This window comes from Bacillus sp. BC08, assembly GCF_054326875.1.
This window is the reverse complement of the sequence record NZ_JBTGPA010000031.1, coordinates 551,222-565,599: the sequence shown is the minus strand read 5'-3', so window position 1 is coordinate 565,599 and position 14,378 is coordinate 551,222. Positions and strand designations below refer to the sequence as shown.

General features: G+C 30.9%; 15 protein-coding genes, 1 pseudogene and 1 other annotated feature (1 of these 17 cut by a window edge). Of the genes and pseudogenes, 10 read left to right on the top strand and 6 right to left on the bottom strand.

All coding sequences use genetic code 11. The features are described 5' to 3' along the window. Positions 1–27 precede the first annotated feature (27 nt). Complete coding sequence (locus ACXVYO_RS13580) at positions 28–975, bottom strand: phosphotransferase enzyme family protein (protein ID WP_458467427.1); 948 nt, start codon at positions 973–975, stop codon at positions 28–30. Positions 976–1,167: 192 nt separating this feature from the next. On the opposite strand from ACXVYO_RS13580, the gene ACXVYO_RS13575 reads away from it, so the two are divergent. Continuing rightward, positions 1,168–2,256, top strand: a complete 1,089-nt coding sequence (locus ACXVYO_RS13575) for a helix-turn-helix domain-containing protein (protein WP_458467426.1) — start codon at positions 1,168–1,170, stop codon at positions 2,254–2,256. 14 nt (positions 2,257–2,270) lie between these two features. Here ACXVYO_RS13575 and ACXVYO_RS13570 read toward each other — a convergent pair whose 3' ends face one another. Together ACXVYO_RS13570 and ACXVYO_RS13565 are read right to left on the bottom strand one after the other, a co-directional pair. After that, positions 2,271–3,962: a M3 family oligoendopeptidase gene (locus ACXVYO_RS13570; protein ID WP_458467425.1), complete on the bottom strand. Its 1,692-nt coding sequence runs from the start codon at positions 3,960–3,962 to the stop codon at positions 2,271–2,273. A gap of 17 nt (positions 3,963–3,979) precedes the next feature. Continuing rightward, positions 3,980–4,917, bottom strand: a pseudogene (locus ACXVYO_RS13565) (DMT family transporter). A 127-nt stretch (positions 4,918–5,044) separates the two neighbouring features. On the opposite strand from ACXVYO_RS13565, the gene ACXVYO_RS13560 reads away from it, so the two are divergent. The 3 genes from ACXVYO_RS13560 (at position 5,045) to ACXVYO_RS13550 (ending at position 7,138) form a co-directional block, all read left to right on the top strand. After that, positions 5,045–6,415, top strand: a complete 1,371-nt coding sequence (locus tag ACXVYO_RS13560; protein WP_458467424.1) for an aminotransferase-like domain-containing protein — start codon at positions 5,045–5,047, stop codon at positions 6,413–6,415. A gap of 20 nt (positions 6,416–6,435) precedes the next feature. Continuing rightward, entirely contained in the window at positions 6,436–6,783 is a 348-nt protein-coding gene (locus ACXVYO_RS13555; RefSeq protein ID WP_458467423.1) for a carboxypeptidase regulatory-like domain-containing protein, read from the top strand. A 151-nt stretch (positions 6,784–6,934) separates the two neighbouring features. Further along, positions 6,935–7,138, top strand: a complete 204-nt coding sequence (locus ACXVYO_RS13550; RefSeq protein ID WP_458467422.1) for a hypothetical protein — start codon at positions 6,935–6,937, stop codon at positions 7,136–7,138. 27 nt (positions 7,139–7,165) lie between these two features. Here the strand turns inward: ACXVYO_RS13550 and ACXVYO_RS13545 are convergent, their stop codons facing one another. Next, positions 7,166–7,408 (bottom strand): hypothetical protein, encoded by a 243-nt coding sequence (locus ACXVYO_RS13545; RefSeq protein WP_458467790.1) that lies wholly within the window; start codon positions 7,406–7,408, stop codon positions 7,166–7,168. A 107-nt stretch (positions 7,409–7,515) separates the two neighbouring features. On the opposite strand from ACXVYO_RS13545, the gene ACXVYO_RS13540 reads away from it, so the two are divergent. The 5 genes from ACXVYO_RS13540 (at position 7,516) to ACXVYO_RS13520 (ending at position 12,155) form a co-directional block, all read left to right on the top strand. Continuing rightward, positions 7,516–8,388 (top strand): zinc-dependent alcohol dehydrogenase, encoded by an 873-nt coding sequence (locus ACXVYO_RS13540; protein ID WP_458467421.1) that lies wholly within the window; start codon positions 7,516–7,518, stop codon positions 8,386–8,388. A gap of 271 nt (positions 8,389–8,659) precedes the next feature. Beyond that, the gene (locus tag ACXVYO_RS13535; RefSeq protein ID WP_165915404.1) at positions 8,660–8,827 is read left to right on the top strand and encodes a hypothetical protein; all 168 of its coding nucleotides are present in this window, start codon (positions 8,660–8,662) and stop codon (positions 8,825–8,827) included. 204 nt (positions 8,828–9,031) lie between these two features. After that, positions 9,032–9,529, top strand: a complete 498-nt coding sequence (locus ACXVYO_RS13530; protein WP_458467420.1) for a DUF421 domain-containing protein — start codon at positions 9,032–9,034, stop codon at positions 9,527–9,529. 237 nt (positions 9,530–9,766) lie between these two features. Continuing rightward, the gene (locus ACXVYO_RS13525) at positions 9,767–10,390 is read left to right on the top strand and encodes a class I SAM-dependent methyltransferase (RefSeq protein ID WP_458467419.1); all 624 of its coding nucleotides are present in this window, start codon (positions 9,767–9,769) and stop codon (positions 10,388–10,390) included. A 286-nt stretch (positions 10,391–10,676) separates the two neighbouring features. Then, positions 10,677–12,155 carry a UDP-N-acetylmuramoyl-L-alanyl-D-glutamate--2,6-diaminopimelate ligase gene (locus ACXVYO_RS13520; protein WP_458467418.1) on the top strand — a complete coding sequence of 493 codons (1,479 nt, stop codon included), beginning with the start codon at positions 10,677–10,679 and terminating at the stop codon, positions 12,153–12,155. Positions 12,156–12,310: 155 nt separating this feature from the next. Here the strand turns inward: ACXVYO_RS13520 and ACXVYO_RS13515 are convergent, their stop codons facing one another. Both ACXVYO_RS13515 and ACXVYO_RS13510 read right to left on the bottom strand, forming a co-directional pair. After that, complete coding sequence (locus tag ACXVYO_RS13515; RefSeq protein WP_458467417.1) at positions 12,311–13,012, bottom strand: class I SAM-dependent methyltransferase; 702 nt, start codon at positions 13,010–13,012, stop codon at positions 12,311–12,313. Next, positions 13,009–13,911, bottom strand: a complete 903-nt coding sequence (locus ACXVYO_RS13510; RefSeq protein WP_458467416.1) for an SMP-30/gluconolactonase/LRE family protein — start codon at positions 13,909–13,911, stop codon at positions 13,009–13,011. The genes ACXVYO_RS13515 and ACXVYO_RS13510 overlap by 4 nt, the downstream gene beginning before the upstream one ends. Before the next feature lie 140 nt (positions 13,912–14,051). Between ACXVYO_RS13510 and ACXVYO_RS13505 the strand changes: the two genes are divergently transcribed. Next, positions 14,052–14,222 carry a DUF2197 domain-containing protein gene (locus ACXVYO_RS13505; RefSeq protein ID WP_064774857.1) on the top strand — a complete coding sequence of 57 codons (171 nt, stop codon included), beginning with the start codon at positions 14,052–14,054 and terminating at the stop codon, positions 14,220–14,222. A 66-nt stretch (positions 14,223–14,288) separates the two neighbouring features. Next, positions 14,289–14,378 (top strand) — a binding site (T-box leader) (it continues 167 nt past the right edge of the window).

The window sequence follows — 14,378 nt, the reverse complement described above, 5'->3', positions numbered from 1 at the left end:
TTTCCTTGTAGTTAAACAACAGCATTTTTAAACATTGATATAGGTATATTTAGTTTCGATCTTCATCCTATAAAGGTTCATTATCCGTACTTGTTCCTCAGTTAATTTTTCTTTATCCCAATACATATGCATTAAGCTATATTCAAAAATCTCCTTTAATTTAATAAACATAGGCAACTTGTCTATCATCTCTTTAGGTAGTTCATTTTCCTCTTGATATCCGTCAAATATTGCTTTTGTAATAGAACGCTCATAGTCTGCGATATTCCCATTTCCAGCAAATGAATATTCTATCGCGCTATAAATAGGAACTGCTAAATCAAATATGTAAAAATGTTTTTCACAGTCTTGAAAATCAATCATTGTTAAGTTTGAATTGTTTTCAACTAAAATATTTTCTAACCATAAATCACCGTGAATTAAGCCGTAATTCGAAGGGGATTTTTCTACCCCCTTTATAGAAGTTAAAACGTCAGAGGCAATTTCTCTTATAGTAGTTTCATCTTTAGGGATATACTTAAGAAAATTATACTCTTCATTTTCATACCAATCGTTTATATGTTTAACTGGATTAGTCTGTTCAAAGCTTTTAGAAATACGATGTAATTTTCCAAGTTGTTTACCAAGCTTTTTAAATATTTTAGAATTCCATTCGCACCTTGGTAAATGTATACCAGGCGCAGCTTTATATAATACGACAAAAATCTCTTTGTCTAATGGAAACTTTTCTACAAAATTCCCTTGTAAAGAAGGGATTATTAGTGGAACACCTAAGCCATTTTGATATAAAAAGTTCGTATATGTAACTTCTTCTAGCTGTTCTTCATATGTTTTATAGTTTGTAATTCTAATGAAGTATGTATCTAGTTCTGTAAGACATTGATACATTTCATTCGTTATAAGTTTCATGTTAATAAGATTTAATGGATATCGTTCATTTATGAATTGGAGTATTTCTTTTTCTAGCTCTTTCATTGTAACGTCCTTTCCAACCTTTTATTTTTTACTAGAGAACGAAAAGAATCTTAATTTACAACATTCGTGTTTTATTTTTGATATCCTTTAAAATGAAGCATGATGTCATGGATGGGGCATGTTATAAAACACAAGAAATATCAAAAGAAAGAAACGAACCTCTTTTATACTTATAAATAAGGAGTGAAGGAAATGAATGAACATATACAGCAGATGATTAATTGGATTGAGAGCAATTTAAAAGAAGAATTTTCATTAAATGAATTATCGCGTTATATGGGTTATTCTCCGTATTACTGTTCTTTTAGATTTCACCAAGTAACAGGCATTAGTATTAGACGTTATATTCTTTTGAGGAGATTATATTTATCTACGCGGGATTTGATGAATGATAGAAAGATAATAGATATTGCATTGGATTACGATTATTCTTCGCAAGAGGCTTATAGTAGAGCTTTTAAGAATGTTTTTGGAATGAATCCAAGAGAATTCCAGCTTAACAAAATGCCTATTCAGTCATTTATTAAACTAAAAATAGAAGGGGAGTTTAAAATGAACGTTTCTAGAAAATTAGAGGTTGAGCAGTTACGAAATGCGAAAAGAGAGCTGTTTGATAAAGATGTACTAAACATATTAAATGGTCAAATGATGTATGAAGACTTTAAAAATGAAAAGCTAATGGGTGATTCTGAATATGCACCATTTAATGAGGCAATGTGTGTGAACCAGGCTACTACACAAGTTTTTAATGATGAGTTTATTAAAACAAGAGCAGAAGGTCATAACAGTTCAATAGAAAGTTATACAAAAAAGGTTATAGACCCGTTAGAAAACCTTTTTACGAAAAAGTATAAATGTATTGTTTTATGGTTTGGTGAAGATATGTTTTGCCAAATGAACCTACTTACCATACTTTCTTACCTTGAACAGTCTTGTTATGAAGGGAAAGTATACTTAAATAGCTTCAGAGAAGATGAATTTAAAGTAGATCAAATTGAACTTGAATTGGGGAATTATTCTTCTATATACAATGAAGTATTAGTAAACCATAAAAAGACTTCGTGTAAGGTACCACCTGTAATGTATCAGGCTATAGACTTATATTTAGGAATGCTAAAAGAAGATAATATCGTAATGAAATTCATCTCTAAAAATCAAGGCTTATCAAATCGTGAATTATTAATAAAGTTGTTTCAACTTTTTCCTACAATCGGATACGGTGATTCTCAGTACATAGAATTGATAAATAAAATAAAAAAGAAAGCTGAACCTAAAATATAGGAACAGCTTCCTTCTTACAATTGTTCAAGTAACGCCAATTCACTCTCTACAAATAACATTAGTTCTTTAATCGTTTCTCCAGAAAAATCAAAACGAATACCGGCTGCTTCATATACTTCCGTTAAAGATTTAGAGCTACCTAATGATAAAGCTTTTTTATAATTTTCTATTGCTTGTTTAGGATTTTCTTTATATTGTTTATACATTTGCAACGCACCAAGTTGTGCGATAGCATATTCGATGTAATAGAATGGTAATTCAAATATGTGTAGTACAGGTAACCAGCCAGTTGCAATCCAATTTTCATACCCTTCAATATTTACGACGTTCGATTGGTATGTTTTATGTAATTCTAAATACTTTTCATTTCTTTCTTTAGCGGTATGATTAGGATTTTCATACATCCAATGTTGAAATTGATCAACGATAAGCATTTGTGGTAAGTACTTAACAATATCTTTAAAGAAATCTAATTTTGCTTTTATAAATTCTTCTGTATTCTCATAAAATGTATCCCAATACTCCATCGAAAATAATTCCATTGTCATGCTAGCGAGTTCAGCTGATTCAGAAGGGATTTCTAAATATTTTTGTAGCTCTAGCTGATTCATACACTCATTATGAATACTATGACCCATTTCATGAAGGAAAGTAGTAACGTCATAATGTGTATGATTGAGATTCATGAAAATAAAAGATAGTTGCGAAGCAGGTAAGTATTCACAAAATCCTCCAGGTCCTTTTCCTTTACGACTTTCTAAATCTAAGCAATTATTTTTATGCATACGGCTTAATAATGCAGAAAATTTCGGGTCTAGTTTGTGTAAAATGCGAGAACTTTTTTCGACTAAATCACTCGCATCTTCGATAGGTTTTAATACTTTTTGATTTGGTGCGGTTGCTTTTAAATCCCATGGACGAAGACTATCTACTTGAAGTTCAGATTTTTTCTCATTAAACATTTTATCGATAAGTGGTACTACGTATTTACGAATAGATTCAGCAAGCTCATAGCAGTCATCAGGCGTATAATCAAAACGTTCATGTTTTTTAAACATATAATCACGATAATTATCTAATTGAATATTTTTCGCCTTTTGGTGACGGATTGCAATTAATTCATTTAATATGTGTTGTAATTTATTTTCAACAGATAAAAACTTTTCAGCAATGAGCGTTTTTGCTGTTTTTCGTATATGACGATCCGGATCTTGTAAGTAAGACTGTAGTTCAGTAATTGTTTTCTCTTCACCGTCCCATAGTGCAGTTAAACCACCTGTAATTTCGAAGTACTCGGTTACTAATTTGTCTTCAGTTACCTCTAGATCAATGTTCTTTTCACAAAACAATGTTTGCGCATTCTTAATTTTTTTATCTAGTAAGCTATACGTTTTTGGATCAAGTTCCATTCGAAAAGGAGACTCTAAATATTTATTATCAAATGAATTTTGATAACGTTTCAACAGAGGCCGTACAAATTGTTGATCATATTCAAAAGTATCTTTTATTTCTTTATTCTCCGTATTACATTGAAAGGCGATATAGTGTGATCTTAATTGTTCTTCAATTTCCCAAATGACTGTAGATTGTTTTTTTAACCAGTTTTCAAGCTCTAGTTTTGAAGAAATCGCTTCATTTAATAAAGTAGAAAAAGCATTTTCTAATTCTAGAACGTTACTAATATCAATCGTATTTACACGTTGCAATATATATCCCTCACTTTTTATTTACTTAAGGAAGTATTCTTCTTCTTTACTACAATCCCTTTTTTCCTAAGAAGTTTGTGCCCACTACTCCAAGAACAATCAAAATTGTTCCGATGATGTGATAGTATGTGATTTGTTCATGTAAGAATACAACACCCGCGATAATTGTAATAAGTGTAGATAAATTGCTGAAAACACTTATTTTAGCTGCTTCAATATAAGATAAGGAATAGTTTAATAGCAATGCCGTCAGCAAGGACGATAGTAACCCTAAATATAAAATAGAGATAAGAAATGTTCCATTCGTAAAAGGTTTAAAGTATACCGTTATTGTACCTTTACTTATATGGCTGGCGATTGCGATTAAATTAAAGCTAATAAAGCCGATTACTGTCATAGTGTAAGTTAAATCCATTAGTTTGAATTTCTTCGTCATTTTTCGAGCTAACACATTATAGAAAGCAGATGATAATGCCGATAGCAAAATAAGAATAACACCTATGAAACTAGTTTCATGAGTCCCTATACCATTCATGATAAATATATAAATGACACCGATGACAGAAATGAGTACAGATATTTTTTGCCGTGTATTTGTATACTCTTTTAAAAAATAGGAAGCTAACATCATCGTAAATATAGGAATCGCCGCTTGTATAATTCCCGCCTCAGAGGAACTTGTATACACTAAGCCAAAAGCTTGAAAAGCAAAAAAAAGTGCTGGATAAAAAAACGCAATTGGTAAAAGAGAAAGTATGTTTTTTAATGATATATTTAACTTTACGAATCCAAAAATAATCGGAATATTTGCTGCTATGAAAGCAACTGTAAAACGATGAGCCAGAGTATCAAGAGGGCTTGTAATGGTTAGTGTTAGTTTCACGAATAAAAAGGAAAATCCAATAATAAATGAATAGAGTAAAGCTGATAAATATGCCTTTGTTGTAAGTTTCATAATTTCACCTCATAGTAACTGATTTTTTACTGGCCAGTATACGTACATAGTAAACCTTCTGATCTAGTGCTACAATGTGAACAAATACAAATTGTACCGGTACAAATTAAATAATGAGGTGGTAATGATGTATAAGTATTTAGATGTTTTCAACGACTTAGAAAGTATGATTCAAAATGGGGAGATAAAAGAAGGTAAGAAACTACCGTCTATTCGGACACTAGTTACGCAATATGAGTGTAATAAGGCAACGGTTATACGAGCGCTACATGAATTAGAAAAGCGTCATATTATTTATTCCGTGCCTCAAAGTGGGTACTACGTTGTTAAAAAATCTGGGAATACCATAGAAAATAACGAGATAATTGATTTTGCTTCCTCAGCACCAGATCCAGATGTTTTCCCATATTTAGATTTTCAGCATTGTATTAATAAGGCCATTGATACGTATAAAAATGACTTGTTCGTATACGGAACGCCGAAAGGTTTACCGTCTTTAATTCCGGTCATTCAAAAACAATTAGCAAATTATCAAGTCTTCACTAAAGAAGAAAATATTTTTATAACGTCAGGTGTACAACAAGCACTAGCTATACTAACTTCTATACCATTTCCAAATGAGAATGAAACGATATTAATTGAACAGCCAACATATCATTTATATATTGAGTATCTAGAAATAAATAAAATTCCTGTAATCGGTATTAAACGTACGAATGAAGGTATTGACTTGCATGAATTGGAGCGTATATTTCGAACAGGTAAAATAAAATTCTTTTATACGATACCGAGATATCATCATCCGCTTGGAAATTCTTATTCTAAAGATGAGAAAGAAAAAATCGTGTTATTGGCTAAGAAATATAATGTATTTATAGTGGAAGATGATTATTTAGCAGATTTAGAAACAGATTCAAAAGCAGATCCGTTATATAACTTGGATAATTGTGATCATGTAATATATTTAAAAAGTTATTCGAAGATTATTTTTCCAGGTTTACGGGTTGGAGTTGCGGTCATTCCGCCATCCATCGCAAATGATTTCCATAAATATAAAAAGATATTAGATATTGATAGTCCGATGATTTCTCAGGCGGCTTTAGAAATTTATATAAAGAGCGGTATGTTTGAACGTCATAAGATTAAAATTAAATCTTCCTACTATAATAGATCAATAAAATTAGCGGAAACATTAAAAAAAGTGCAAAATGAAAATCCATCATTATTTGCATATAATAGACAAAACACATTGGGAATACACACTTGTTTAGAAATACAAAAAAACATAGCTATAGAAACATTCATAAAAACATTAAGAGAAAATCAAATAAGTATCGATTCAGTTGATAGAAATTATTTAAATGATTTTCATAAAGAAAAGTTGCTAAAGTTAAACGTATCGAATGTAAAAGAAGATAAAATTGAAGAAGGTATTCGTAAAGTAATTGAGGAAATCAAACAATCAGGACAGTTGAATTTTCAGTTTAGAAAAGAATAATTTAAATTAGGAGGTTGGTTGTGAGGCGCAAAATAATTCTCTTGTTTGTGTGTATCGTTATATTAATTGGAGCCATTGTTGTGACTAAATATTATAAAAAAGATGATCAATGTATTGCAGTTGGTAAGTATTCAAGAGGTATTATCGTAGATCAAAATAACGAACCTATATCTAATGTGAAAATTTATGAAGATTCAATTGAAAGTAAGGAACGTAGTATTTCAAATACACAAGGTGAATTTGAAATACCAAATGGTGTTTGTGGTGAGATTGTATTACAATTTGTTACTCCAGACGGAGAAATCTATACGAGGAAATATGATAGTAACCATATACCGGAAGTGATAGACCTCGGTTATAAAAAGTAAAAGAAAAGTGTTACGTTAATACTTTTTAGAGCACTCAATTGCTGAGTGCTCTTTTTGTATAGAATATAATCGTTTTAAATGGAAATAAACTACCAATAGATGATAACCTTAAAGTATAGCATTTATTTTGAATAGGAGGGTGATGGAGTCAATGGCGGTACGTATAGTCGATGATTTACAACAACTATCATTGTTACTTATGTTTTTTAGTACATTTATATTTTATAGATACTTAAAGAAAGTTAAACGAGAGAGAAAATTGACTGGTTTTGAATGGACAATGTATTTTGTCACTCAATTTGCGACATTAATTTGGGCAATTACTTATTTTATAAAACACTTAGCTGAATCGTAATTTCTATTCATTTCATCTAGTTTCATGTTATCTATTAGGAACATAAATATAGTCCGTATCTAAATCAATGACAACATCGCTCGTGACGTCTTCTCGTAGTAATTTTTGGTTTTTTTCATAATGGTAATGTACACAAAATAAGCTTAGAAGCTCTTCGTTAGATATCTCTTCATTTTTCACATTTAAATACATTGTTCTTAATTCGTTTAGAGAACAGTTAAAGCCAATAACATACTCATTAATTCCATATCCATCAAATTCAATTATCATATTATCACTGTTGCTAGCCAACATTATAGCTTAAATTTTAGATGAATCTATTATACATTGTTTAAAATCTAGTGAGAATATATTTTTATAAAATGTGAGGGTCATAGATGGAACAAAATAAATTAGTTTTAGAAGGACCAAAACGTCTTAAGTGGGAAACTTGTAAAATTAAGTCCATACAGGATGAGGAAATTATCGTTAAAACAATTGCAGGTGCAATAAGTATTGGAGCAGAGCTACCACAGTATAAAGAATTGGATGGTTCAGATACAAATCCTATTTATCCAAGAAAAACTGGATATGAAAGTTATGGTGAAGTTATTCAAGTTGGTAATAAAGTAACAAATTTAAACGTAGGTGATAAAGTTGTCTCTTTTTATGGGCATAATACGATAGGAGTAGTTAAGGGAGATAAAGTAATCCGAGTGCCTAGTTATATAAAATCTAAAGTTGCTTTATTATCTATTCTTTCGTGTGATGCTGCTAAAGGGGTATTGAAGCTAGACCCGCGACAGGATGAAAAAGTACTTATTACTGGAATGGGAGTTATCGGTTTACTCGCTTGTTATTTTTTAAAATACTATGTAGGTGTTAAGCAGGTGGATGTTGTTGAGCCTAATAAAAATAGAAGAGAAATTGCAAAGAAGTTTGGTGCGAAAAACCTCTTTGATTCAGAAAAGCAAATAATAGAAACATATAATTACGGTTTGGAATGTTCTGCTACAAATAGAGGGTTTCACACATTGCAAAAGGCTATTAAAAGTAATGGGGCTATATGCATTCTTTCTGATGGTAATATAGAAGACTTAACATTAACCGCCGACTTTTATCGAAAAGAATTGCAAATCATTGGTTCAAGTGACGGATATGATTATCAAAAACATGCAGATTGGTTTTTTAATCAGATAGAAAGAACACCATGGATAGAAGAGATTTTTCAACATGAGATTCATTATACTGCTCTTGAAAAATGTTTTTAAGAATTGAGTGAAGGGATAATTACCCCCTTAAAAGTATTTGTCTCATATGAATAAAATGATCAGGTACATGTCACATAGCTCACGTATGTTTCGTCATTAACATGATAATAAAACGAGGGATAACAACTATAGGGATTTTTTACAGGTGCAACGTTTTGTGTAAACAAAGAAGTTTTTTTGCTCTTTCATTATGAACAAATAGTATATTATCTTTCTCAATGTACATATTAAGTAAAGTGTTTAATATCATGTACATAAAAGGCGGGGTAATATGGATGAAAATAAGAAAAGTGAAGAATTGAGTAAATTTAAGAAACAATGGTTTAATGAAGATAATCAGCCAGTAGCTGGAATAGAGTTAGCTTTACCACCGGATATAGGCAGCATGTTAGACTTGAAATCAGTTGATGATAAAAGTGAAGAAAGTAATAATGAATAAGTTTAATCAATGCATCCATTTGGGTGCTTTTTATTTTTTGGACAATGGATTATACAATTCTTATTGAAAAAAGATCGATTAAAATAGGTTATTTCCTAGTATATGTAAGTTTGATTTTTACAAAAAAGTTTAATTAATATTCATTTAGAATGCTATATGAAATGGGAATGCTAATAACATTTACCATTAAAGGATTGGGCTATTATGCATATTATTGCTGAAAGCATTATTTTAATTCTCACTGGGATTCTTGCATTAAAAATGACAGGGAGTAAATCTGTTAGCCAAATGACAAGAGCAGAAATCATTATAGTAGTATCAATTGCACGTATTATTGTAGAGCCTGTATTAAGTAGGAAAGTGATCCCATCTATATTTGCAGCTGTAATATTTGCAAGCGTACTTCTTATCATTCATTTCTTTGAACTGAAATCAAGGAAGGCGGAACAATTCCTAAATGGCAGTAGCTTTGTAATTGTTGAAAACGGTGAGATTATTAAAGAGAACTTGATAAAGGCAAAAATGTCAGAACAACAACTATATATGCAATTAAGAGAAAAAGGGATTCATGATTTAAAGAGTTTACAACAAGTTACAGCCGAACCGAATGGACGTATTGGTTATCGATTAATAGAGAAAGCTCAACCGATAACTTTAGAAATGTTAGAAAAAATATTAGATCAGCACAAAATAAAAAAATAATTTCTCTTTAGAAAAGCCAATACTACAACGGAAGTATTAGCTTTTTTATATTTTCTCTAAACGTAATGGTTAATAATTAGAATAGATATTCAGCCAATCTTTAAATTAGATATAGGCCTATTAATATGCTATATTCAATGGACCTATAGTGACTGTGGGGGAAAAAGTAGCGTAAAAAATTAATAGGTCTTTCATGTGATGCTATACATGAGATAAGAATAAGGAGATAAAAATAAAATGGAATTTTGGGAATCAAGTTTTATTGAGAAACAAACAATGTGGGGATTTGAGCCTACAGAATCTGCGATTTTGACAAAAAAATTTTTTCTGGAAAAGAACATTAAGGACATATTAGTTCCGGGAATTGGATATGGAAGAAACGCAAAGGTGTTTATCGATAATGGTATAGATGTAACAGGTATTGAAATTTCAAAAACCGCCATTGATTTAGCAAAACAAAATGGACTAGAAGATGTTAGTATATATCACGGTTCAGTAAACGAGATGCCTTTTGATAATAAACAGTATGATGGGATATTTAGTCATGCACTTCTTCATTTGTTGACTGAGCAGGAAAGAGAGAAATTTATTAAAGATTGTTATAATCAGTTAAAACCAGGCGGGTATTTGGTTTTTACAACAGTTTCTAAAAAAGCGCCAATGTATGGAAAAGGAAAACAGTTGGATAAAGACTATTATGAGGTAATGGAAGGCGTAAAAATGTTCTTCTATGATTCTGAATCTGTAAAACAAGATTTTAATAAATATGGACTAGTAAAAGTTTCAGAAATTGACGAACCAAATAAGAACATGGTAAATAAGCCTTCAATTAATTTCTTAATGATAAAATGTAAAAAATAACTATAATTAATAGTTATTAAATATTATTAAAGATGTTTATATATTGATAATGCACAAATAAAAAGGACAAGCATATAATAGAAATACCTATTAACTTTAAGTAACCTTAACTTTCTATAATAGGATATCTCAAAATCCCCAAAAAGAGCACTTGCGGAAACAAGTGCTCTTTTATTTATGTATATTGAAGATAATTAAAATTCGTTCGACTGATATGGAATTTTAAACCATTATTTTATATGAAGTGGTAAAATAAGTAGGGTAAATGTGTAAGGGGGCGAGGGATTTGAAATTAAAAGAGCTGGCGAATTTGTTATTGATTAAAGATACCATTGGGAATATGAATGTAGAAATTACGGGATTAGAAATGGATTCTAGAAAGATTACAAGTGGAAATCTTTTTATATGTGTATCAGGTATTGATGGTTTTCTTGAAGATCGACACCAATTTGTTGAAGATGCAGTGAAAAATGGCGCTGTGGCATTAATTGTAGAAAGAGATGTGGATATTCAAATACCTAAAATAATCGTTAAAGATGCTAGGTATGCTATGGCAATTATCGCATCACATTTCTATGGCTACCCATCTAATAAAATAAAGCTCATTGGAATTACAGGAACAAATGGTAAAACGACTACTTCCTATTTAATTGAAAAAATTTTAACTGACTATGGATTTCAAACAGGGCTTATGGGGAATAACGGAGTGAAAGTTGGTTCGAAATGGTATCCGACTGAAATTAATACGCAAGAACCTCCAACACTTCAACGGAATTTGCAGACGATGAAAAATCATAATACAGATTATTGTGTTATGGAAGTTACGTCACAAGGCTTACATATGGAGAGAGTTAAAGGATGTAACTTTAAAATAGCTGTTTTCACAAATTTAACGCAAGATCATTTGGATTATCATGGTACATTTGAGGAATATAAGCATGTAAAAGGTCTTCTTTTTTCTAGATTAGGAAATGATTTTTCTACTACAGATAAAAAAATTGCTATTTTGAATGCAGATGATCCATCAGTAGAATACTTTAAAAAAGTTACTTCTGCTGAAGTGATTACGTATGGGATACATAATGGAGCGGATGTTCAAGCGAAGAACATAACTTTAAGCCCAAAAGGAATTCAGTTTTTAGTTTCTACATTTAATGGGGAAAAAGAAATCAATCTAAATCTAGTAGGCCGCTTTAATGTTTATAATGCATTAGCAGCAATAACAGTTGCATTGGTTGAAGGTATTCCGCTTACAAACATTAGTGACAGTTTATCTCATGTAAAGAGCATTGAAGGTAGAATGGAAATCGTAGACGAAAATCAAGATTTCCTTGTAATTGTGGACTATGCTCATACACCCGATGCGTTAGAAAATGTCCTCTCTACAATTAGCGAGTTTTCAAAAGGTAAAATTATTACTGTTTTCGGTTGCGGTGGAGATAGAGATACAAAAAAACGATCTATAATGGGTGAAATTGCTGGAAGTTATAGTGATTTTGTTTATATTACTTCTGATAATCCACGTTCGGAAGATCCACAGGCAATAATGAAAGATATTAAAAAAGGGTTTTCACAGAATAATAATTTGAATTATAAAGTAGAAGTAGATCGTGAACTTGCTATAAATCATGCAATAAACATGGCATCTTCTAATGATATTGTTTTGATTGCTGGGAAGGGGCATGAAACGTATCAAATTTTAAAGGATTCGACTATTCATTTTGATGATAAAGAAAAAGCTCGACAAGCAATTATTGATAAATGAATGAATTCAATTAATAGCTGAATAGTATTTCTAATAAAAATAATGTTTTAGAAGAAGCTAAAACTAATAACGAAGCAATTTTATAAAGAATTTATGATTGAAAGGTAAGGGTGTTTCTATGAATATATCAGGGGAAAACCTTACCTTTTATAATTTTATTTCTGAAAAACAAATGTTATAGCATTTGTTTTTAATTGAATATGCCTTTCATCGCGAACAATATCATAGACTAATTCTTTTACTTCAACTTTAATTTCTTTCCATTCCTTATAAATGCTTTTTAATAGATATATCATATCTTCAGTAGGAAGGTTAATTTCAATTAAAGCATCTAATTTTTCATTCGTATGTAAGTCTATTTCTTGTATGTTCGAGTTAATAATGAAACAATTGATACCACCAGCTTTTGTACCTTTTTTCATAGAATGGAGCACGTTTGTTAAATCTTCTTCTGATTTGACATGCTCTAAACTTGATACTGCAACGATATAATCATAAGTATCAGGTTGGATGTAGTAGTTTTCAATTGCTGCTTGTTCTGTTTGTATGACTTGAAATACATCATGCTCTTTACTATACGTTTGTAATTTTGTTAAAGCGGAATCCAGTAAGTCCACACAAGTAACAGTACCACTACCATTTTGTATCTTTTGTGCAATTGGAATACTATTTCTTCCAACGCCAGACCCGAGATCAAGTACTTGTAAGTTATTTTGTCCTTCAAAGTACTCCATTAAGTCCATAACTGTTTTAACCGGTTTGTAAAGCCAAGAGCCAGTTTCGAATAGTTTATATTGTTCATAGCAAAGGTCATGATATTTCTTTTCTTCGTGTCTTATGTAATCGATACGGTTCATATAGTTTCAGCTCCAATATTATTATTGCGAAATGAATGGGTAGGACAACCTTTTATATTCGTTTGAATTCGAAAAATACCACCAGCATGTGGATATTCTTTTAATTCGTTATTTGTCATTCTTGTTCTGGCTGTTGTAACATATAAATCTGTTAAATTAGGCCCTCCAAATGTACACGAGGTTACATATAACGCTGGGATGGGGATACTTAATATTTGCTCTCCAGTTAAAGGGTTCCACCTAGTAATCTTTGAACCGCCCCAATGTGCAATCCATAAACAACCTTCTTCGTCTATTGCCATACCATCAGGTAGACCGTCATTTTCGGGGAAAATGATTACATCATTTGGATTGCGAATTTCTCCAGTACAAATATTATAATGAAATCGAACTACTTTTTTAGTAGGTGTATCAATAAAGTAAAGGTATGTATAATCAAGTGACCAAGCAATGCCATTTGATGTATTTACATGTACAATTTTTTTCTCGACACTTAAATTATTATTTAAACAATACAAGGAACCTGCAGCATTAATACCGTATGTATCTGTAGTGCCTGCCCAAAAACGTCCTGCTGGATCGCATTTTCCATCGTTAAAACGATTTTCAAATAAATGTGGTTCAGGGTCAAAAATATGTGTCAGTTTTTCTGTTTTTACATTAATAGAATAAAAGCCATTTTCCATAGCTAGGAGTAGTACGTCTTCTAAATATGGAACAACACAGCCGATTTGTTGATTAAGAGCGATTACTCGGTTTGTATTAGTAGTAGGATTAAATATGCATAATTGTTTCTCCATAATATCAACCCAGTATAAAAGTTGTTTATTTTCATCCCAACATGGTCCTTCAGCTAAACTTGCTTTAGCATCTAAAACTAATTCTATATTACTGATCAAGATGTTCACCTCGCTTTATAAGATATTTATATAATTCGATAAGAATAGAGGTAAACCTTTAGTTAGAAGATATTAAGATTTGTACTTTGGAAAACTGATTTTCTCAAATGATTAAAAAATGTATAAACATGGAGAGGAAAATGCATATGATGTTTTATGAAATTGTTTGCTTTTCTTGTAAAAATATATTCCGTGTATACGAAGGAAGCGAAAAATATAAGCGATTTAAAGAGAAACCGAAAGGGACATATTGTTGTGATGAATGTAGTCATAAAATTCAATTAGAAGCAATAAAGCATTTATTTAGATAGCCTTTTTGTCCGGAAAAGTTTGACAATAAAAGTATTATAAATTATCATATGAAAAAACTAATATTTAAAATGGCATGGAAGAGAAGAGTAGTTAAGAAAGAATACGTACAGAGAGCTCTGGTAGCTGAGAAAGAGCGGTATACATCTTAATGAAAA

Bases quoted from the DNA above. Each gene is read 5' to 3' on its own strand.
- ACXVYO_RS13580 (WP_458467427.1), bottom strand. From the start codon at position 975: ATGAAAGAGCTAGAAAAAGAAATACTCCAATTCATAAATGAACGATAT.
- ACXVYO_RS13575 (WP_458467426.1), top strand. From the start codon at position 1,168: ATGAATGAACATATACAGCAGATGATTAATTGGATTGAGAGCAATTTA.
- ACXVYO_RS13560 (WP_458467424.1), top strand. From the start codon at position 5,045: ATGTATAAGTATTTAGATGTTTTCAACGACTTAGAAAGTATGATTCAA.
- ACXVYO_RS13550 (WP_458467422.1), top strand. From the start codon at position 6,935: ATGGCGGTACGTATAGTCGATGATTTACAACAACTATCATTGTTACTT.
- ACXVYO_RS13545 (WP_458467790.1), bottom strand. From the start codon at position 7,408: ATGATAATTGAATTTGATGGATATGGAATTAATGAGTATGTTATTGGC.
- ACXVYO_RS13540 (WP_458467421.1), top strand. From the start codon at position 7,516: ATGGAACAAAATAAATTAGTTTTAGAAGGACCAAAACGTCTTAAGTGG.
- ACXVYO_RS13535 (WP_165915404.1), top strand. From the start codon at position 8,660: ATGGATGAAAATAAGAAAAGTGAAGAATTGAGTAAATTTAAGAAACAA.
- ACXVYO_RS13530 (WP_458467420.1), top strand. From the start codon at position 9,032: ATGCATATTATTGCTGAAAGCATTATTTTAATTCTCACTGGGATTCTT.
- ACXVYO_RS13525 (WP_458467419.1), top strand. From the start codon at position 9,767: ATGGAATTTTGGGAATCAAGTTTTATTGAGAAACAAACAATGTGGGGA.
- ACXVYO_RS13515 (WP_458467417.1), bottom strand. From the start codon at position 13,012: ATGAACCGTATCGATTACATAAGACACGAAGAAAAGAAATATCATGAC.
- ACXVYO_RS13505 (WP_064774857.1), top strand. From the start codon at position 14,052: ATGCATATGATGTTTTATGAAATTGTTTGCTTTTCTTGTAAAAATATA.